General features: G+C 30.8%; 12 protein-coding genes. 4 read left to right on the forward strand and 8 right to left on the reverse strand.

Annotated elements, in window-relative coordinates; genetic code table 11:
- Nucleotides 1-11 precede the first annotated feature (11 nt).
- Nucleotides 12-3,932 (reverse strand): PAS domain S-box protein, encoded by a 3,921-nt coding sequence (locus tag ACFQ5N_RS08655; RefSeq protein WP_386809101.1) that lies wholly within the window; start codon nucleotides 3,930-3,932, stop codon nucleotides 12-14.
- Nucleotides 3,933-4,204: 272 nt separating this feature from the next.
- On the reverse strand, nucleotides 4,205-6,937 hold the full coding sequence (gene ppdK, locus ACFQ5N_RS08660; RefSeq protein WP_449284334.1) for a pyruvate, phosphate dikinase: 2,733 nt from the start codon (nucleotides 6,935-6,937) through the stop codon (nucleotides 4,205-4,207).
- Nucleotides 6,938-7,203: 266 nt separating this feature from the next.
- On the opposite strand from ppdK, the gene ACFQ5N_RS08665 reads away from it, so the two are divergent.
- Genes ACFQ5N_RS08665 through ACFQ5N_RS08675 form a run of 3 tightly spaced genes read left to right on the forward strand, consistent with a single transcriptional unit; the run spans nucleotide 7,204 to nucleotide 10,860 of the window.
- The gene (locus ACFQ5N_RS08665) at nucleotides 7,204-8,451 is read left to right on the forward strand and encodes an ABC transporter permease (RefSeq protein WP_386809102.1); all 1,248 of its coding nucleotides are present in this window, start codon (nucleotides 7,204-7,206) and stop codon (nucleotides 8,449-8,451) included.
- 10 nt (nucleotides 8,452-8,461) lie between these two features.
- The gene (locus tag ACFQ5N_RS08670) at nucleotides 8,462-9,721 is read left to right on the forward strand and encodes an ABC transporter permease (RefSeq protein WP_386809103.1); all 1,260 of its coding nucleotides are present in this window, start codon (nucleotides 8,462-8,464) and stop codon (nucleotides 9,719-9,721) included.
- A 26-nt stretch (nucleotides 9,722-9,747) separates the two neighbouring features.
- Nucleotides 9,748-10,860 (forward strand): efflux RND transporter periplasmic adaptor subunit, encoded by a 1,113-nt coding sequence (locus ACFQ5N_RS08675; RefSeq protein WP_386809104.1) that lies wholly within the window; start codon nucleotides 9,748-9,750, stop codon nucleotides 10,858-10,860.
- Between the two features lie 85 nt (nucleotides 10,861-10,945).
- Here the strand turns inward: ACFQ5N_RS08675 and ACFQ5N_RS08680 are convergent, their stop codons facing one another.
- From ACFQ5N_RS08680 to ACFQ5N_RS08705, 6 genes are all read right to left on the reverse strand, one after another.
- Nucleotides 10,946-12,004: a polysaccharide lyase family 7 protein gene (locus ACFQ5N_RS08680; protein ID WP_386809105.1), complete on the reverse strand. Its 1,059-nt coding sequence runs from the start codon at nucleotides 12,002-12,004 to the stop codon at nucleotides 10,946-10,948.
- 152 nt (nucleotides 12,005-12,156) lie between these two features.
- Nucleotides 12,157-13,473 carry a TolC family protein gene (locus ACFQ5N_RS08685; RefSeq protein WP_386809106.1) on the reverse strand — a complete coding sequence of 439 codons (1,317 nt, stop codon included), beginning with the start codon at nucleotides 13,471-13,473 and terminating at the stop codon, nucleotides 12,157-12,159.
- On the reverse strand, nucleotides 13,466-16,684 hold the full coding sequence (locus ACFQ5N_RS08690; protein ID WP_386809107.1) for an efflux RND transporter permease subunit: 3,219 nt from the start codon (nucleotides 16,682-16,684) through the stop codon (nucleotides 13,466-13,468). Before ACFQ5N_RS08690 ends, ACFQ5N_RS08685 begins: the two co-directional genes overlap by 8 nt.
- A 4-nt stretch (nucleotides 16,685-16,688) precedes the next feature.
- The gene (locus ACFQ5N_RS08695) at nucleotides 16,689-17,804 is read right to left on the reverse strand and encodes an efflux RND transporter periplasmic adaptor subunit (RefSeq protein ID WP_386809108.1); all 1,116 of its coding nucleotides are present in this window, start codon (nucleotides 17,802-17,804) and stop codon (nucleotides 16,689-16,691) included.
- A 24-nt stretch (nucleotides 17,805-17,828) separates the two neighbouring features.
- Nucleotides 17,829-18,290 carry a MarR family winged helix-turn-helix transcriptional regulator gene (locus ACFQ5N_RS08700; RefSeq protein ID WP_386809109.1) on the reverse strand — a complete coding sequence of 154 codons (462 nt, stop codon included), beginning with the start codon at nucleotides 18,288-18,290 and terminating at the stop codon, nucleotides 17,829-17,831.
- A gap of 123 nt (nucleotides 18,291-18,413) precedes the next feature.
- Nucleotides 18,414-19,268, reverse strand: a complete 855-nt coding sequence (locus tag ACFQ5N_RS08705; RefSeq protein WP_386809110.1) for a leucine-rich repeat domain-containing protein — start codon at nucleotides 19,266-19,268, stop codon at nucleotides 18,414-18,416.
- 220 nt (nucleotides 19,269-19,488) lie between these two features.
- Here ACFQ5N_RS08705 and bshB1 point away from each other — a divergent pair, with 220 nt between their 5' ends.
- The gene (gene bshB1 / locus ACFQ5N_RS08710; protein WP_386809111.1) at nucleotides 19,489-20,205 is read left to right on the forward strand and encodes a bacillithiol biosynthesis deacetylase BshB1; all 717 of its coding nucleotides are present in this window, start codon (nucleotides 19,489-19,491) and stop codon (nucleotides 20,203-20,205) included.
- Nucleotides 20,206-20,209 lie beyond the last annotated feature (4 nt).

Genomic DNA, 20,209 nt, shown 5'->3' on the forward strand with positions numbered 1-20,209 from the left:
TATGATGGTTTTTAAGTAACTATATTTAAAAATCTGTACATAACTTCAATAATTTTTTTACTTTGAATTGGTTTTGAAAGGTAAGCATCGCAACCGTGACTAAAGGCTAATTCTTCATCAGCTAGAGTTGAATAAGCGGTTTGTGCAACAATTGGTAAGGTTGGGTGCATTTTTTTTATAAGTTCTGTAGCCTTGTAACCATTTAAAACAGGCATTTTAATATCCATAAATATAAGATCTATATCTTTATTTTGCGTGCAAATATCTACAGCTTCTTGACCGTTTTTTGCATGGATTAAATTTATTTTTAGCAAGTCGAACCTTGAAATAACAGATTCAAAATACAAGTAATTTACTTCTTCATCTTCAGCAATTAAAATGTTGTACTGCTTTGGTTGAGTAGTAGTTGGGTTTGTATTATTTTGGTTTAAATGTGCTGGATGGTAAGGTAAATTAACATAAAAAGTAGCTCCTTTTCCTTTTTTCGATTCAAAAGAGATTGTACCTCCTAAGAGTTGTGCATTTTCCTTTGAAATGGATAAACCTAAACCTAAACCACCGTGTGTGCTTGCCACGTCATTGGTTTCTTGTGAAAAACGTTCAAATATTTTATCTTTATTTTTTTGCTCAATTCCTATACCTGTATCTTTTACATATAAAATTAAGGTGTTTTCTTTAATAAAATATCCTAACTCTATAAATCCTTTATTTGTAAACTTTAAAGCATTTTCAAGAAGGTTACTTATAATTTTATGAAGTTTTATTTTATCTGTTTGAATAATACTTTCTTGATCAGATAAACTATTTTTTACATAAATAGGAATGTTTCTCTCTTTTGATTTTAAATCGAATACTGAAAATAATTCTAGGATAAAGTTATTCAAAGAAAATTCTTCCTTGTTTAATTTTATTTGTTTGGTGTCTAACCTTGAAATTTCTAAAATATCATCAATAATACGCAACAATTGTTTGCTGCTATTTTGAATTATAGTAGTGTAATAGTGTTGTTTTTCTGGATTGTTTTCTACGCCACTTAATAATTCTGAAAAACCTATAATACCATTCATAGGTGTTCGAATTTCATGTGACATGTTATGAAGGAATTCAGATTTTAATTGGTTGGATTCTTCAGCTTTTTCTTTAGCAATAATCAATTCTTTTTCTGTTTTTTTTAGATCCGAAATATCAATATGAATACCGCTGATTCTTAATGGATTTCCATCAATATCTCTATCAATAACTTTTGCTTTGTCTTGAATCCAAAAATAATTTCCATCTTTATTTTTTACACGCAGTTCAGCATTATAAACATCACTGCTACCTATGATATGACTTTTCATTAATTTTTTACATTTTTCAAAATCGTCAGGATGTGAATTTTGAATCCACCAATCCATATCGTGTATCACTTCGTTACTATCATACCCAAGTTTTTTCATCCATAATGGGCTAGTATATACATCATTTGTTTTTATATCCCAATCCCAAGTACCTATATTTGCACCTTCAATGGCTAAACTAAGATGTTCATCTTTTTGTTTTAATCGATTATCCATTTCAATACGTTCATGAATATCTATGGCCATAACCAAGTAACCGTTTAGCTCACCTAAAGAATTTCTTTTTGTTGTAACTAAAGTATCTACCCATTTATAGGTGCCATCTTTACATTTCATTCTTTTGTTAATGCGATAGGAGTCTTTTTTCCGTTCTTTTAATAGTTGTCGCTGCTGTAATTCTTTCGCTATATCATCTGGGTGAGTAATGTCTATAAAATTAAGGTTTAGTAATTCTTCATAGGAATAACCACTAATTCTAAGAAGCTCTTCATTTACATCAATAGGATTTCTTTCAAGATCACTTAATGCAATACCAATGCTGGCACCTTCAAATATTCCTCTAAATTTTTGTTCGCTTTCCTTTAAACGGTTATCCATTTCAATACGTTCAGAAATATCGAAAACCATAATTTGAAACCCTTCAATTTCGTTTAAAGAGTTTCTTTTTGCTGTAACTAAAACGTTTATCCATTTAAATGAGCCATTTTTACAGATCATTCTTTTTTCTAAACGATATGAATCTTTTATTCCGTCTTTTAGTAATTGTAATTGCGCAAAAACTTTTCCAAAATCATCAGGATGTGTAATTTCGTGTAAGTTTAAGTTTGTTAATTCTTCATAACTGTAACCACCAAGGAAACAAAATTCTTGGTTAATATCTTTTATATTTCCTTCAGCATCACTTAAAACAATTCCAACAACACTGTTTTCAAAAATTCCTCTAAATTTTTGTTCACTTTCTAATAAAGCTAGTTCAGCTTCTTTATGTTTGGTTATATCAACGGCAGTAAATATGATATTTGTTAAATTCTTATGTTTGTTATCCCACTGTGGTACACCTTTGTCTTTCACCCAAATTATAGCACCTGTTTTGGTAATAATTCTAAACTCTGAAACAACGGTTTTTCCTTTTTTTAAATTATTATTTCGTTCTTTAATTAATTCAAGATCATCAGGATGAAGAATTTTAATGACATCATTTTTTGTGTAAATATCTTTAGGTTGATAGCCGGTAATTTGTTCAAAGGCGCCTAAACACCATTCTAAAGTAGTAATTTCATTATTTTCAACTTTGTAGGAGTAATAATAGTCTGAAGAAATATTGGAAATTAGTTTGAAACGAGCTTCGCTTTCTAAGAGTTTTAGTTCAGTTTCTTTTTGAATTGTAATGTCTTGTGCAACTCCTATAATTCTTATGACTTTCTTTTTTTGTGAGTCCCACCCAGGAATAGCTTTATTTTTTATCCATTTTATTTTACCGTCTTTAGATTTGACTCTTATTTCAACAGTAACAGTTTCTCCTTGTAAAACTCTTTGCATTCTTTTTTGATATGTTGCAATATCATCTGGATGAATTTTAGAGGTTATTATTTCTAAAGAAGTAAATTCTTCAGGTTTATAGCCTAAAATTTCTTCAAACGCACCAAATGACCATTCTAATATAATTTTTCCTGTTTTGGTAATTTTGTGTGAATAGGAGTAGTCTGTAGAAATATTGGAAATTAATTTGTAGCGTTCTTCGTTTATCTTCAGTATTTTATTTTTTTCTGAAATTTCTAACTGAATTTCTTTTTCTTTTCGAACGTCTTTAAATGAGCAGAAAGTTGAACTATGAGGGCCTTCAATTTTTGTACAACCTTCAAAAAGAGCAATGATATAATCTCCATTTTTTTTTAATAATTTATATTCAATGTTTTTTTGAAGGCCTTCATTTAGAAACTTTTTAAAATTAACTTCAAAGTTTTCTAAAGAGTCAGGATGTACAAATTTTTTAAAGCTAGTGTTCAATACTTCATTTTTGGTATATCCTAAAATTTGAAGCCATTTATTGTTTACTTCTAGAATTTTACCGTTTTTATCTAATGACTGTAAGGCAAATGGAGATTGGTTATATAAAGCAAGGTATTTTTCATTACTTTTTTTTACAGCTTCTTTTTCTTTTTGAAGTTGTATTTCATTTTCTTTAAGTGAAGTAATGTTTTGGTGGGCACCTAACATTCTAATTGCTTCACCTTGTTCATTTCTAATAGCTAACCCTCTGCAGCGTATCCAAACTGTTGAGCCATTGCTATGTTTGTATCTTACTTCTTGGTCGTATGGAAATTTTGGGTCGTTTAAATGTTTGTTGAAATTAACAAGTGCTAATTTTAAATCATCTTGGTTAATAATATCTTGCCAGGCACTTGCTAAATGTTCTTTTGTTGTAGGATCATAACCTAAAACGGTCCAAAAACTAGGACTCATCCATTCTTGTTCAGGGTTTTCTAAATCCCAATACCATAAACCATCTAAGGAACCTTCAACTATAAAATCGAAAAATGATGTGTCTTTTTGTATTAAACTGTATAATTCTTTTTTTAAATAATTTTCCATAATAACCTTAATCTATGAGGGGTATAAAACAATATGTGTTTTAACCATTTAAAAAATAGTAGTGTATACAAAAAAATGAAGGCTAATTTATACACATAATGATAAATTTAAATTAAAATTGAGAGATCTGTAATGATAAAAGTCAGATTACTAGATTTTATTTAAAATTTCAGGAAATTTATTGTTCTATTTTAAATAAAATACTTGTTTTACAACATATAAAAAACCACCTTTTTTTTAAAGGTGGTTTTAAAATTAGAATATGTATTGATTTATTGTTGCGCTTTTATTGCCGCTTGGGCTGAAGCAATTCGTGCAATTGGAACTCTGTAAGGTGAGCAACTTACGTAGTTCATTCCAGTATTGTAACAGAACTCTACAGAACTTGGATCTCCTCCATGTTCTCCGCAAATACCAACTTTTAGTTTTGATTTTACGCTTCTTCCTTTAGAAGTACCAATTTGAACTAATTGACCTACACCTTCTTGATCTAATACTTCAAATGGATCAACTTTTAAGATGCCTTTTTCAATATAAGTTGGTAAAAATTTACCCGCATCATCACGAGAATATCCAAATGTCATTTGTGTTAAATCATTTGTTCCAAAAGAAAAGAAATCAGCTTTTTCAGCAATTAAATTAGCTGTAATAGCAGCACGAGGAATTTCAATCATTGTACCAACTAAATATTCTACCGTATCATTTCTTTCTTCAAAAACTTTATTGGCAGTTGCTCTAATAACAGCTTCTTGATGTTCAAATTCAGCAATTGTTCCAATTAAAGGCACCATAATTTCTGGTTTAGCTTCTATACCTTTTTCTTTTAAATTTAATGCCGCTTCAATAATAGCTCTTGCTTGCATTTCAGTAATTTCAGGATATGTAATTCCTAATCTACAACCTCTATGTCCTAACATTGGATTGAATTCTTCCAATTCAGCAACTTTAATTTTTACAGCTTCTAAGCTAATATGCATATCCTCGGCCAAACTTCTTTGTGTTTCAAGTTGGTGAGGAACAAATTCATGCAATGGTGGGTCTAATAAACGAACCGTAACCGGTAAGCCTTCCATAGCTTCAAAAATACCTTCAAAATCTTCACGTTGCATTGGCAGTAATTCATTTAAGGCTTCTTTTCTACCTTTTAAGGTATCAGCTAAAATCATTTCACGCATTGCTTTAATACGGTCAACTTCAAAAAACATGTGTTCAGTTCGTGTTAATCCAATACCTTGTGCTCCAAATTTAACAGCTACTTTGGCATCTTTTGGAGAGTCAGCATTTGTGCGTACTTGCATAGTTGCGTATTTGTCTGATAATTCCATTAATTCAGCAAATTCACCACTTAATTCAGGTTCACTTGTTGCTACTTTACCTTCAATAATATTTCCTGTAGAACCGTTTAATGAAATCCAATCACCTTCTTGATAAACTACACCATCAACGGTTAAAGTTCTCTTTTTATAATCAATTTTTAAAGCACCAGCACCAGAAACACAACATTTACCCATTCCGCGAGCTACAACGGCTGCGTGAGAAGTCATTCCACCACGAGCGGTTAAAATACCTTTTGCAATATTCATTCCTTCTAAATCTTCAGGAGAAGTTTCAATACGTACTAAAATACTACTTTTATAATGATCTGCTTCATCTGCAAAAAATACAATTTTACCAGTGGCTGCTCCCGGTGAAGCTGGTAAACCTTGTGCAATTACATTGGCTCTTTTTAAGGCTTTTGCATCAAAAACAGGATGTAGTAATTCATCTAATTTTGAAGGTTCAATTTGAAGTAATGCTTCTTTTTCAGAAATTAATCCTTCTTTTAAAGAATCCATTGCAATTTTAACCATGGCAGCACCCGTACGTTTTCCATTACGAGTTTGAAGAATCCATAATTTACCGTCTTGCATAGTAAATTCCATATCTTGCATATCACGGTAATGCAATTCTAATTTCTTTTGATATTCATTAAGTTCGTTATAAATAGTTGGCATTAACTCTTCTAACGAAGGGTAATTTTCTGCTCTGTCTTCTTCTTCAACTTTGGCTAATTCGGCCCAACGAAGTGACCCTAATTTTGTTATTTGTTGTGGTGTTCTTGTTCCGGCAACTACATCTTCACCTTGTGCGTTGATTAAGTATTCTCCATTAAAAACGTTTTCACCTGTACCAGCATCGCGTGTAAAACAAACTCCTGTTCCAGAGTTGAGTCCCATATTACCGTACACCATAGCTTGAACGTTTACGGCAGTTCCCCATTCTCCCGGGTATCCATTCATTTTTCTGTAATAAATTGCTCTATCACTATTCCAACTGTTAAAAACGGCTACTACAGCACCCCATAATTGATCCCAAGGATTTGTTGGGAAATTGTGGCCTGTTCGTTTTTTTACAGCTTCTTTAAAATCGTACACTAAATCTTTTAAATCTTGAATGGTAAATTCAGTATCTAATTCAATATTACGTTTGTGTTTTAAGGCCTCCATTATTTCTTCAAAAGGATCAATATCTTCTTTTGATTCTGGTTTCATACCTAAAACTACATCGCCATACATTTGAATGAATCTACGGTATGAATCCCAAGCAAAACGTTCGTTTCCAGATTTTTCAGCTAAGCCAATAACCACGTCATCATTTAAACCTAAATTTAATACAGTATCCATCATTCCGGGCATTGATACTCTTGCTCCAGAACGTACCGATACTAATAAAGGGTTTTCTTTGTCTCCAAATTTAGAACCCATTATTTGTTCTATATTTTCTATGGCATCTTCAACTTCTTGTGTGATCATTGCTATTACAGCATCTTGACCTAATTGATTGTATTCAGTACATACATCTGTAGTAATTGTAAATCCGGGCGGTACGGGTATTCCTATCAATCCCATTTCGGCTAAATTAGCACCTTTACCACCTAAAAGATTTTTCATTGTACTGTTTCCATCGGCTGTTTTATTACCGAATTTATACACTCTTGTTTTGACTTCTTGTGCGGTTTCCATCATATTATTAATTATTTATTTGTTTGGTATTTGTTATAAATTTAAGAAGAGCCTTTCAAATTAACTATGATTTATATCATTTTCTAAACCGGATGTTTTTCAAAGAAATGTTTGATACTTTCGTGTATATAAAGGTGCATTTGATTTGATTTTTAAGTACGTTTTTTAAAGGTTGTAATTAAAAATAATTGATTTAAAGTGTAACAAAATGTATGGTTTAAACGTCTCTTTAAAAGAGATGCATGAAAAAGCAGTGTAATAATTAAACTATGTTTGATATAGATCGTTGGCAAGAAATTTTTGAAACCATTCGAAAGAACAAGGTAAGAACCTTTTTAACAGGGATTTCTGTTGCTTCTGGTATCTTTATTTTAGTGATTTTATTGGGCTTTGGACAAGGCATGGAAAATGGAATTAGGAAAGAGTTTGAGGCTGATGCTACCAATAGAATTTGGGTTTGGACACGTATAACAACAAAAGAATATAAAGGATTAAATCCCGGACGAAGAATTGAGTTAAGTAATGAGGATTATGCCAATTTAAATGCACTGTACAAAGATGAAATTGAATACAAATCTGATTTGTTTAGAGTACGTGGTGCTACTATAAATTATAAGGAAGAATCTGTTTCTTACGGTATACATGGTATTAGTCCAAATTATCAGCAAATTGAAAATCAAAGTATGGTGTTGGGGCGCTATATCAATTATGCTGATATAAAAGGAAAGAATAAAGTGATTGTTATAAGTTCAAAAATCAAGGAAGAACTTTTTAAGAATGTTGATAATCCATTAAATGAGTTTGTACAACTTTCTGGAATTAATTTCAAAATAATTGGTGTGTACAGTGACGCCGGTGGAGATCGTGAAGAAGACCGTGTTTTTATTCCTATTTCAACTGCTCAAAGTATTTTTAATGGGGCAAATAAATTGGCAAATTTAGGGTTTACAGTGCAGCCTGAAGAAAATTTTGACAAGGCATTGGAAGCTTCTAATAAGTTTGCAAATAATGTAAAAACCTATTTGCAACAACAACATATTGTTTCACCTGATGATACAAGTGCTGTAAACGTACACAATGCTATTAATGAAGCCAAACGTTATTATACCTTAACCAATAATATTGCCGCTTTTTTCTGGTTTGTTGGTATTTGTACAATTATAGCAGGTGTTGTAGGCGTTAGTAATATTATGTTGATTATTGTAAGAGAACGAACCAAGGAAATTGGGATACGAAAAGCATTAGGCGCTAAACCGTGGTCTATAATTGGTATGATTTTACAAGAATCTATTTTTGTAACTGGAGTCTCTGGTTTTGCCGGTTTAATACTAAGTATGGGATTGTTAGAAATTGTAGGTCCACATATTGAAGTAGATTATGTTTTAAATCCGTCAGTTAATTTTTCAATGGCTATTACTATGGTAATTGTTTTAATAATTGCTGGTGCGTTGGCAGGTTTTATACCTGCTTGGAAAGCAGCACATATACAACCTGTAAAAGCTTTAAGCCACGAATAAATACTAAAAAATGTTTAATAAAGACCGTTGGAACGAAATAATTGAAGTGCTATCCAGTAATTGGGTACGAACACTGCTAACAGCGTTTGGTGTTTTTTGGGGTATATTCATTTTAATTTTGCTGTTGGCAGCAGGAAAAGGGCTTGAAAACGGTATAAAACAAGGTTTTGGTGATGCAGCAACAAATACAATGTTTATTTGGACACGTACCATTACAAAATCATATGACGGAATGGCAAAGGGAAGAAGGTATAATTACCGTTTGAGTGATGTTGCTGATATTCGAGAAAATGTACCCCATTTAAGGTTTATTTCCCCAAGAAATCAATTAGGTGGTTTTAGAGGAGCTAATAATGTAATACGTGGATTAAATGTTGGAGCTTACAATGTGTATGGTGATTATCCTGAAATTATAAAGCAAGAACCAATGGATATTACATCGGGTAGATTTATCAACTATGCAGATATAAATTCAAAAAGAAAAGTTGCAATTATTGGTGAAGGTGTACAAACCGGGTTGTATGATAAAGGTGAAAACCCAATTGGAACTTACATAAAAATTCAAGGTGTGAACTTTATGGTGGTAGGAACCTATAAGAAAAAAAATACAGGCGGTGATGGTGAGGAAGATCAAAGTCAAATATTTGTGCCTTTTACAGCATTTTCACAAGCTTTTAATAGAGGTGATAAAGTAGGATGGATGGCGATAACAGCAAATGATGATACTCCAATAACAGCATTAAAAAATCAAATTTTTGACATTATAAAAAAGAATCATAAAATACATCCTGATGATAAAAGAGCAGTTGGTTTTTTTGATTTATATGAAGAATTTAGTAGGGTAGAAAGTTTGTTTATGGCGTTAAGAGTAATAGCTTATTTTGTGGGAACGTTGGTTTTAATCTCTGGAATAATTGGTGTAAGTAACATTATGTTAATCGTGGTAAAAGAGCGAACTAAAGAAATTGGAATTCGTAGAGCATTAGGAGCTACACCCAATACAATTAGAGGTCAAATTTTAACTGAATCAGTTTTTTTAACTATTATATCAGGTATGGCCGGAATTGTTTTTGGTGCGGTATGTATTTACCTAATTAACTATGCGCTAAGTGCGTCAGGTCCTATTGATATGTTTGCCAATCCAAGTGTTAATTTAGGTGTTATAACAACCGCCTTAACTATATTAATTTTATCCGGTTTATTTGCAGGCTTTATTCCGGCACAAAATGCTATACGATTAAAACCTGTAGATGCTTTAAGAAATGAATAATTATCAATTATAAAGAATACAATTCAATGAAAAAATCAGTAACCATTTTTGTTTTAATTTTTATAGCCGTATCATTTACTGCTGCTATGTATTATTTATATCAAAAAAATGCAGAAGACCCTGTAGTGTATAAAACAGAAAAAGCTTCTATGCAAACTATTGTTAAAAAAACCGTAGCTACAGGAAGTATTATTCCATTAGAAGAAGTGTTAATTAAGCCTAACATTTCTGGAGTTATTGAAGAGATTTATGTTGAAGGCGGTGATATTTTGCAAGCCAATGATTTAATTGCAAAAATTAAAGTTATTCCAAATTCTTCAGCATTAAATAATGCAAAAAATGCTATTGAAACGTCTAAAATCACCTTGGATAATGAACGAAGAGATTACCATAGACAAAAGGAGTTATTTGCTAAAGGAGTGATTTCTAGAAAAGATTTAGAAGCTTCTGAAGTTGCTTTTATTCAAGCTGAACAAAAATACAAAGCAGCCAATCAAAATTACGATATTGTTAGAACAGGTTCAACAAGTGGTTTGGGAAATTCGGCAAATACATTAATTCGTTCTACAGTTCCAGGAATGGTTTTAGAAATGCCTGTAGAAGTTGGTAATCAAGTAATTGAAAGTAATAATTTTAATGATGGAACTACCATTGCAGTTTTAGCAGATATCAATAAAATGATTTTTGAAGGAAAAGTAGATGAATCTGAAATAGGAAAAATTAAAGAAGGTTTACCTTTAGAAATTACGGTTGGTGCTATTGAAGATATTGTATTTGATGCTGTTTTAGATTATATAGCTCCGAAAGGAAATTTAGAAAATGGAGCAGTACAGTTTGAAATTAAAGGAACTTTAAACAAGCAAGATTCTACGTTTATTAGAGCAGGTTTAAGCGCAAATGCTTCTATTATATTAGCAAAAGCTACAGATGTTTTAGCCGTTAAAGAAGCTTTGGTACAATTTGATGAAGAAACCAAAGAGCCTTTTGTAGAATTAAAAACTGGAGCTAAAGAGTTTACAAGAAAAGATATTAAAACAGGAATAAGTAACGGAATTTATGTAGAGGTTTTAGAAGGAATTACTTTAGATGATGAAATTAAAGTATGGAATGAAATTAAAACCAATGAAGGAAGAAACTAGTTGATTTGATTGATAATAGTTAATCTAAAAAGGCCTAAACATTGTAGTTTAGGCCTTTTTTTAGTAGTGTTTATGTAGTTAGAAATTATTGCATATTTGGTGCTGTACCTTCACCAACTGAAGCATTTTTAAACCATACTTCAGAATAGCAGCCATTTGCGTATTGTTTTGCAATGTCTCCATTATACGTTTCAGAACCTGTGTACCAAACAATATTATCTTCTGGGTTTTTTCCGTTAGTTTGGTTGTAAGCACCTTGTTTAAAGTAATTTAATTCACCTGCATAGGCGTTTTCTCTTTCAACACCATCACGTCCAATAGCCGCGTATAACTTCCATATTTGTTGAGGAATAGCTTCTTTAGTTGCAAATTCTGATTGTAATAAGTTTTTAGTGAATTTAACTGTTTTGTGCCCTTCACTGGTAAAAGTTAGGTACATAATACCTTTGTAAACATTTATTTCATACGTAAACTCTTCACCTAATGCAATACCATCTTGCGGTTCTTCAGGATAACTTGTTGAACTTTCACCAACTACTGACATATCATATCCCCAAATTGCTGTAGAATAATCCCATCTTTTTGAATTGTCACCAGCGGTATTAATTTCATAATTCCAAAAAAGTGATCCTTTTGTGTGTCCCGGAAATTTTTTGTAAAATATTTTAATTGGTTCATTTTCATGACCTTCATCACTATGAATTTGCCCTACAACTACAGAATAGGAAGCTGCAACTCTTGCATCACCTGAGGTTGATACGTGCATAACTTTTAGCGTTCCTGTTAGTTTTCCGCCAACTTCAGGAGTCCAATGTTTTTTTTGCCCTAATTCTGTTCTTGTATTGCTTGAAGTTCTTGAAGTAACACCAGAATTTGGTGTTTTGTAAACTACCCAATCTGTTTGTTCTTCATTTTCAACATAAAAGAAATCCTTTTTTTGATACTTATTTAATTCTTTAATAGATGTTCCATCACCTAAAAGAATTTTGAATTCATCCATAAACGGAATCACATCACTTGGATATTTGATAGTTTCTGTGACTGTAGTACTTTGTTTTTGAGCATTATTTTTACAACCAATTAAAAGCGCCAGTGCAGCAATTAAAAGTGATTGAGAGCATAACTTAATTAGTTTTGTATTCATTATAATTGGTTTTAAATCTTGAATTTATTTAGAATGTTATTTAAAAATTCGAAAATAATTGTTTTAAATAAGTTGATGTGTGATAATTGTCAGCATAAAAAAAAGACTTTCAAATATATGAAAGTCTTTTTAAATCAATTTTTATAGTATTTCTAAAACGCTGTATTTAATAAATCTCCGGTTAAATTAATTAGAAAAATTTCAGCATTTTTTGCATCGTATTTTGCTTGATTTAAATTGGATTGTGCGTTCAATAAATTTACTTGTGCCAATCTAAATTCAATGGAGGTAATTTGCCCTAATTTAAATTGTTCTTCAGATCTTTCAAAGTTTCTTTTATTGGTTTCAACATTTACTTCTTCTGCGTTCATAATAAAAATAGCGTTGTTGTACACTTCCAACGCGTTGGCAACATCGCGTTCTAATTCATTTCCTACTTGTTCTTTTTGAATTTTTACGTTTTCAGCAGAAATTTTTGCATTTTGAATTCTAGTTTTTGTAGCGCCACCATCAAAAATATTCCAACTTAAACTTACACCAGTATTTAAACCGTCAGATTCAATAGTTTTAAAAAGTGAAGTTTGGTTGTTTTTAGAATTATTATAGCCGTAAGAAGCATTTAAATTTAAAAAAGGGTAGAGGCTAGACTTACTAATTTTAATATCGTATTCACTTAGTAAAATGTTTTTATCTATTTTTTGAACTTCAATATTGTATTCTTTAGATTTTTCTAATAATTGGTTGAATTCAAAAAATAAATTAAATTCAACTTGTGTAAGCACGTTAAAATCGTGTGTTACATCTCTACCTAATAATAAGTTTAAATTACGTTTAGAGTTTGCTAATAAGCGTTGTTCATTTATTAAGCTAATACTGTCATTATTTACATCAACTTCAGCATTTAAAACTTCTAATTTGGTATTTTGCCCATAGTCGAAACCATAATTTACTCTATCTAAACGTTGCTTAGAAATGGTTAATGAAGCAGCAATATTTTTTTTGTTTTCAGTAATTCTTGCAACTTCGTAATAGTTGGTAAATATTTGAATAAGTGCATTTTGAATTACAGTTTCAGCTTCTAACTCAGAAAGATTGTATTCTTCTTTCAATCTTTTAAAATTATACGATCTTCCTAAACCATCAAACAACGTATAATTTACAGATAAAGAACCGTTGTAATTAGAAGATTCTGCATTGTTAATTTCAACAGTTGTTCCTTCTTGTCTTGTTGCAACAGAATTATCGTTACTATAACTTGCAGAACCGCTTGCAGAAACACTTGGCAAATAGCCGCTGTTGTAAATACTGGCGTTGTTTTCGGCTATTTTTACACTGTTCTCAGCCATTTTTATGCCGTAGTTGTTCTCTAAAGCAATGCTTACTGCAGCTTCTTTAGTTAAAACTTCTTGTGCTGAAATTGCTGAAACACTTAAAAGAAATAAGCCTATAATATTATGTAATTTACTCATTTTCACTTGTTTTAATATCCATACCTTTAAGTTGTTCTTCCTCATCGTGTACGCTTTTTTGTTCAATTACGGCACGTTCAACTTCTTCTTTGGTAATTGGTTTCCCTGTAATCATCCATTTTATAAACACTTTCACACTATTTGCAACCGAAAGAAATAAAGGAAGCATAACCAAGGTTAAAACTGTGGCAATAATTATTCCGTACGAAATTGAAATTGCCATTGGTTTTAAAAACTGTGCTTGTCTACTTTTTTCTAATAAAAGTGGTGCTAAACCTGCTACTGTTGTTACAGATGTTAAAATAATTGCTCTAAATCTTGATTTACCTGCTTGAATTAAAGCATCGTCAAATTTCAATCCGTCTTTTAAATAGCCGTTAAATTTTTCAATTAAAACCAATCCGTCATTTACCATAATTCCAATCAGGGCAATAATACCTAACCACGAAAGAATGTTAATTGGAAAACCGTGAATATAATGTCCCCAAACCACACCAATTAAACTAAAAGGAATCATTAAGATTAATAAAATAGGACTATCAAAAGATCTAAAGGTGAACGCAATGGTTAAATAAATAAGCGCTAAAATTATAAATCCTACTTTTTTTGCAGAATTGATTGTTTTATTTGCTTCTCTATTTTGACCTTCATAAGCAGCTGAAACCGTTGGGTATTTTGAGCTTATTTCAGGCATAACAGTTTCTTTAATATCATCAATAATATCGGTTGCACTTTCATCGGGTGATTTTAAATCTGCCGTTACTTGAATTTCACGTTTTCCGCTTAAGTGGTTAATTAATATTTCACCACGTTCAATTTCATAAGTAGCAATTTCAGAAAAAGGAACACGTGCATTTGTAGGTGTTGTAATCCACATATCATCTAAATTTTTAATAGATGAACGGTCTTCTTTTTTATAACGAACCCAAATTTTTATTTCATCTTGTCCACGCTGAAAACGTTGCGCTTGAAGACCAAAGAAACCTGAACGAACTTGTGTCATTACAGTTTGCAAGTTTAATCCTAATAAATACGCGTTGTCTTTTAACTGAATACGCACTTCTTTAATACCTGCCGGATCATTATCAGCAATATCTTTAAGCAATGGATTTTTGCTTAAAATTTCTTTCAATTCAATTTTTGCAGCCTTTAATTCAGTAATGTTATTTCCTAATAAAGATACTGCAACAGGACTTCCTCCAAAGTTTCCACCAGAGCCAAAAGTTAAGCTTTCAACACCGTAAACAGCACCAACTTTATCACGAATAGCATTGTTTATTTCTGCAGATGAAAAGTCACGTGTTTCACCAGGTAGCAAGTTAATTGTTAAGCTTCCGTATGAAGAACCCGGACCAATTCTTTTTATAATATTTTGAATTACAGGTTCATTTCCGGTTTGTTTTTGTGTAAATTCATCATTTACTTCCCAAGCAGCAACTTCAATTTCAGAAATAATAGAATCTGTTATTTTTTCATTGGTTCCTTGTAACATTTTTAAATTAATTGAAACTCGGTCACTAGCAATAGAAGGGAAGAAGGACGTTCTCACTATTCCACCACCAATTGCACCAATACTAAAAACTAGTAAGGCAATTGGAATTGCAAAACCTAATGCTTTATTTTTTAAAAAGAATGTTAAATAAGGTATGTATAATTTATCTCTAAATGCGAATAAATATTTCTCTGCACCTTTATTTATTTTGAAGAAAAACTCGTTCATTTTAGAACGTTTGGTTTCTTTTTTTACCAATGCTTTTGAGTGAGCAATATGTGCAGGAAGTATAATTAATGCTTCAATAAGTGAAACACCTAGCGTAAGCATTACAACCAACGATACTTCGCTAAAAAAGTTTCCAATTCTTCCATCTAAAAAGAAGAATGTTGAAAAAGCAATAATGGTAGTTAAAATTGCTGAAACAATAGGAGGAATAACCTCTAAAGTTCCATCAATTGCTGCTTGTATTGGTGTTTTTCCTTTTTCAAAATGGTGGTAAATATTTTCACCAATTACAATACCATCATCCACCAAAATACCAATTACAATAATCATCCCGAATAAGGACAATACATTAATGGTAATTCCTAAATTGGCAGCAAACATAAACATTCCAAAGAAAGCAATTGGTAAACCTGCTGCTACCCAAAATGCCAAACGTACGTTTAAAAATAAGGCTAAGAAAAACAATACTAATAAAACTCCCATTATGGCGTTGTCTCTTAGTAATTCTGTTCTTTGATTTAGTGTGATAGAGCTATCACTTGAAATATTTATGTGAACATTGTCATATTGTTGGTTAAATTTCTCAATGTATTCTTTTACGCTATCTGCTGAAGAAATTAAATCTTCACTGTTAGTATTACTTACAGTAACACTAATTGACTTTTTACCGTTGTAAAATATTCTGTCTGGAGTTTCAGACCAGCTATCTTTCACATCTGCAATGTCTTGTAAACGAATAATGTTTCCTGTAGCATCTGCTTTTACAACAATGTTTAAAATTTCATTACCGTAATAGTTTCTGTTTCTGGCTCTAATTAAATAATCTTCGTCTTCGGTTTTAATATTTCCACCAGAAATTAGCAAATTTGTTCTGCTTACAGCTGCAGAAACTTCGGCAAAAGATAAGTTATATGCTCTTAAATCTTTTTCTCTAACTGCAATTTCAATTTCTTGATCAGGAAAACCAGATAAGCTAACTTGAGAAATACCTTCAATACCTCTTAAATCATTTTCAACGGTACGTCCGTATTCTTTTAGCGTAGCTAAGTTAATGTTGTCTCCAGTGATAATGAAGCTAATGGTTGATCTAATATTTTCAATTTTAGCAACAACAGGAGGTTCCATTCCTGAAGGAAAGGAAGGAACTCTATCAACCGCATTTTTAACATCAGCTAAAACAACATCAATATTTTTTCCTTTAACAACTTCAACATTCACGGTTGCTGAATTTTCTTGTGAGACCGATGTTACTCTATCTATACCAACAATTCCTTTTAAATTGTCTTCAATTTTAAGTACCACACCTTCTTCCATTTCTTGAGGTGAAGCTCCTGGATATGTTAAGTTAATAGAAATGTTTTGCGAATCAGTTAATGGGAAAAAGGACGATTTCATAGAAAGCGCACCTATAGCACCAAAAACTAAAAATGCCAGTATAAAAATATCTACCGCAACAGGGTACTTAATAAAATAAGTGATTATTTTTTTCATTATTTTATTGTTTTTCTGTATGAATTTTAACCAACATTCCTGTGTGTGCTCCTGGAACTATTTTAGATAATAACTGTGTTCCGTTTGGTAAGTTTTTAATTACAACAGTATTTTTGTTTTCAAAAGCAATATCTACATCAATTAAATCAAGAACAGTGTCTTTTACAATAAACAGCTTTGAGTTGTCAATTAATAGTTTTCTAGAAACTTCGTAGGCATTTTCTTCAGATTTAGCTTCTAACACTACTTCTAAATATTGACCTTCTTTTAATTCTTTACCTTTAACTTGAATAAACGCTTGAATAGTTTGTGTAGCGGCATCAACTTTTCCGTTGATACGTATTACTTTTCCCATCCATTTTTTAGTTTTTTCTAGATTTTGTAATTCAACGTTTTTACCAACTTCTAATAAATTACGGTATTCAGATTTTACAGATACACCAACTTCATACACAGACGGATCAATATATTCACCTAATTTTTGTCCAGATCTTACCAAAGATCCCGGATTTACAGATGCTTCTGTTAAAATACCATTAAAAGGAGCTCTTAAGTTGTATTTAGCTAATTTAACTTCTAAATTTTTAACGTTGAAATAGCTGGTTAAAATTCCACGTCCTGAGATAAAGAATTTCTCTTTATCTGAAACAGTTAAAGGAAGTGGTTCAATTGGTTTATTAATAGAAAATGTATTAACATATTTTTCCCATTTGCTATATTCTTCAGGGTAATCCATTCTAATATCTGGCATAATAGCCGTTAAAGTATTGAATAAATTACTTTTTTGAGCTTGTAAATTTGTGTAAAACTCGTCGCTATTAATTTTTATAATAGTTTCTCCTTTTCTATAAGAAGTTCCTGGTTTAAATTCTTTTGAAGTATTAATTAAAACACCTTGCACTTCAGAATAAATTTCAATTTTATTTTTAGCCACTAAATTTCCATTAGCCGTAATTAAAATTGGTGTGTTTTTATTTTGAACAGTTTCTGTAAATACGGTTTTAACAATTTTATCAAAACGTGGTTTTGGTTTGTTTTTATTGTCTATTAGATATTTTGCTAATAGAACAGATCCTGCTATTAGTAAAATTGCAAGTACTATAGAAATTCCTTTTCTCATTATAATAAATTGGGTTGTTTTAGGTTATTTGGATTGATTTGTTAGATTTTGTTGAATTTTGTTTATAATATTTCTAAATGATGTCATTTCATCATCAGTAATTCCTTCCTGTATTTTTTGAATGCTATTAAGCATTAATGGTTTTGTTTTTAAAAATAGTTCAGTTCCTTTTTCTGTGCTGTACACAATATTTTTTCGAGAATCTAATTTAGATTGAATTCGTGCTACCAAATTTTTTTTCTCCATTCCGTTAATTAAACGTGTTAAAGAAGCTTTATTTCTTTCTGTTATAAAGGCTAATTTATTTTGAATGATCCCTTCAGGGTTTTCGTTCAAAATTTTTAAAATAATCCATTGCTGTTTGGTTATAGAAATGTTGTTGCTGTTTAAAACATCTGAAATATAGCCGTTTAGCATTTTTGAAGTTCTACCTATCCAAGGAGCAAGGGTTTTATTAAAATCTGATTTTTCTAAGTCTAGGAGCATTGCAAATTTTTACCACAAATATACTTATGTTAAAAATAGTTGCATATACAACTATGTTAAAATCTTCATAAAAAAAGACCACTCCAAAGAGTAGTCTTTTATTTTTAAAATAAATGAATTATTTTATTGGGGAATAATGCTAGTTTGTGAAACAGGATAAGCATCTGTTTCAATTTCTTTAGGGTTGTTTCCGTATTCAATTACACTTAATAAAGGTAATTGCTTAATGCCATTACTAATTGTAGCGTTTAGTCTGTTGTTGTTTAATAATAACATTTCTAATTTTGATAAATTTTCTAGCGAATTAGGAATTTGACCTTCAAATAAGTTATTAGATAAAGTTAATTCAGTCAATTGCGTTAGTGAACCAATTTCACTAGGAATATTTCCAAACATAGAATTATCAAATAAGCTTAAAACTTTTAAATTGCTTAAGTTTTGAATATCGTTATTTATTTTTCCAGATAATTTATTACTACTAATATGTAAAATTTCTAAATCTTTTAAATTGTAAATTGAAACAGGTAATTCACCACTAATAAAGTTATTGTACAATGATAAATCTTTTAAATTATGTAAGTTTCCAATGTTTTGTGGAATTTCTCCATCTAAATTATTCATAAACAATTGAAGAGATTCTAAATTTGATAATTCACAAATTTCAGTAGGAATAGTACCTTGCAGTTTATTAAAGCCTAAGTTTAATTTTTTTAATGAAGTTAAATTTGAAATAGAAGTAGGGATTTTTCCATTTAAATTATTCATTGTTAAATCTATTGCAGTAACTGTATTGTTGGTAATTGTTACACCGTGCCAAGTGTTAGCGTCTTCATTAAGATTCCAAGTAGAATTCCACTGTTCACCATTTGTTGCATCATATAAATCAATCAAAGTATTTTTCTCTACCTCTGAAATTTGCGAAAAGCCAATAAATGAAAATGCAAATAATATTAGGAATAGGGTTGAATATTTTTTCATAATTCTGGGGTGTATAGGGTTTTTTACTCTAATTGTTGAAGCTAATATATAAAACAATATCTGTTTATACAAATAAATACCACCATTTATTGTAAAAAACATACCGTTTATTGAAAAACCTTACTTTTTAAAGGTTTTTCATTTTATCAATATTCTAATTTTGTACGAAGTATAACTTGCTGTAAATAATGTTATATTTGTTTCATAAAAGATGGAATACATGAAATTAGATATATTAGCTATAGGTGCGCATCCTGATGATGTTGAATTGGGTTGTGGTGGAAGTATTGCTAAAGAAATTGCCTTAGGGAAAAAAGTAGGTATTATAGATCTAACTAGAGGAGAACTTGGAACAAGAGGTTCTGCTGAAATTAGAGATGTAGAGTCTAGTAATGCTGCTAAAATATTAGGAGTAGCTGTAAGAGAAAATTTGGCATTTCGTGATGGCTTTTTTTTAAATGATGAAGCACATCAATTAGAGGTTATTAAAATGATACGAAAATATCAGCCTGAAATAGTTTTATGCAATGCTGTTGATGATAGACATATAGATCACCCAAAAGGAAGTAAATTGGTTTCAGATGCTTGTTTTTTATCAGGACTTATTAAAATTGAAACCAGTGTAGCTGGTATTTCCCAAAAAGCTTGGAGACCAAAACAAGTTTATCATTATATTCAATGGAAAAATATAGAACCAGATTTTGTTGTAGATGTTTCAGGTTATATACATACAAAGTTAGAAGCAGTAAAAGCTTATAGTTCTCAGTTTTATGACCCTAAAAGTAAAGAGCCAAGTTCACCAATTACAAGTAAAAATTTCTTAGATAGTATTGTTTATAGAGCGCAAGACTTAGGGAGATTAATAGGTGTTGAGCACGCAGAAGGTTTTGTTTCAGAACGTTATGTTGCAGTAAAATCTTTTGATAAATTATTTTAAAAAA

The sequence above is a fragment of the Lutibacter holmesii genome, assembly GCF_042679665.1.
Lineage (GTDB): Bacteria > Bacteroidota > Bacteroidia > Flavobacteriales > Flavobacteriaceae > Lutibacter > Lutibacter holmesii.

Bases quoted from the DNA above. Each gene is read 5' to 3' on its own strand.
- ACFQ5N_RS08695 (WP_386809108.1), bottom strand. From the start codon at position 17,804: ATGAGAAAAGGAATTTCTATAGTACTTGCAATTTTACTAATAGCAGGA.
- ACFQ5N_RS08685 (WP_386809106.1), bottom strand. From the start codon at position 13,473: ATGAGTAAATTACATAATATTATAGGCTTATTTCTTTTAAGTGTTTCA.
- ACFQ5N_RS08665 (WP_386809102.1), top strand. From the start codon at position 7,204: ATGTTTGATATAGATCGTTGGCAAGAAATTTTTGAAACCATTCGAAAG.
- ppdK (WP_449284334.1), bottom strand. From the start codon at position 6,937: ATGATGGAAACCGCACAAGAAGTCAAAACAAGAGTGTATAAATTCGGT.
- ACFQ5N_RS08655 (WP_386809101.1), bottom strand. From the start codon at position 3,932: ATGGAAAATTATTTAAAAAAAGAATTATACAGTTTAATACAAAAAGAC.
- ACFQ5N_RS08680 (WP_386809105.1), bottom strand. From the start codon at position 12,004: ATGAATACAAAACTAATTAAGTTATGCTCTCAATCACTTTTAATTGCT.
- ACFQ5N_RS08705 (WP_386809110.1), bottom strand. From the start codon at position 19,268: ATGAAAAAATATTCAACCCTATTCCTAATATTATTTGCATTTTCATTT.
- ACFQ5N_RS08675 (WP_386809104.1), top strand. From the start codon at position 9,748: ATGAAAAAATCAGTAACCATTTTTGTTTTAATTTTTATAGCCGTATCA.
- ACFQ5N_RS08690 (WP_386809107.1), bottom strand. From the start codon at position 16,684: ATGAAAAAAATAATCACTTATTTTATTAAGTACCCTGTTGCGGTAGAT.
- bshB1 (WP_386809111.1), top strand. From the start codon at position 19,489: ATGAAATTAGATATATTAGCTATAGGTGCGCATCCTGATGATGTTGAA.
- ACFQ5N_RS08670 (WP_386809103.1), top strand. From the start codon at position 8,462: ATGTTTAATAAAGACCGTTGGAACGAAATAATTGAAGTGCTATCCAGT.
- ACFQ5N_RS08700 (WP_386809109.1), bottom strand. From the start codon at position 18,290: ATGCTCCTAGACTTAGAAAAATCAGATTTTAATAAAACCCTTGCTCCT.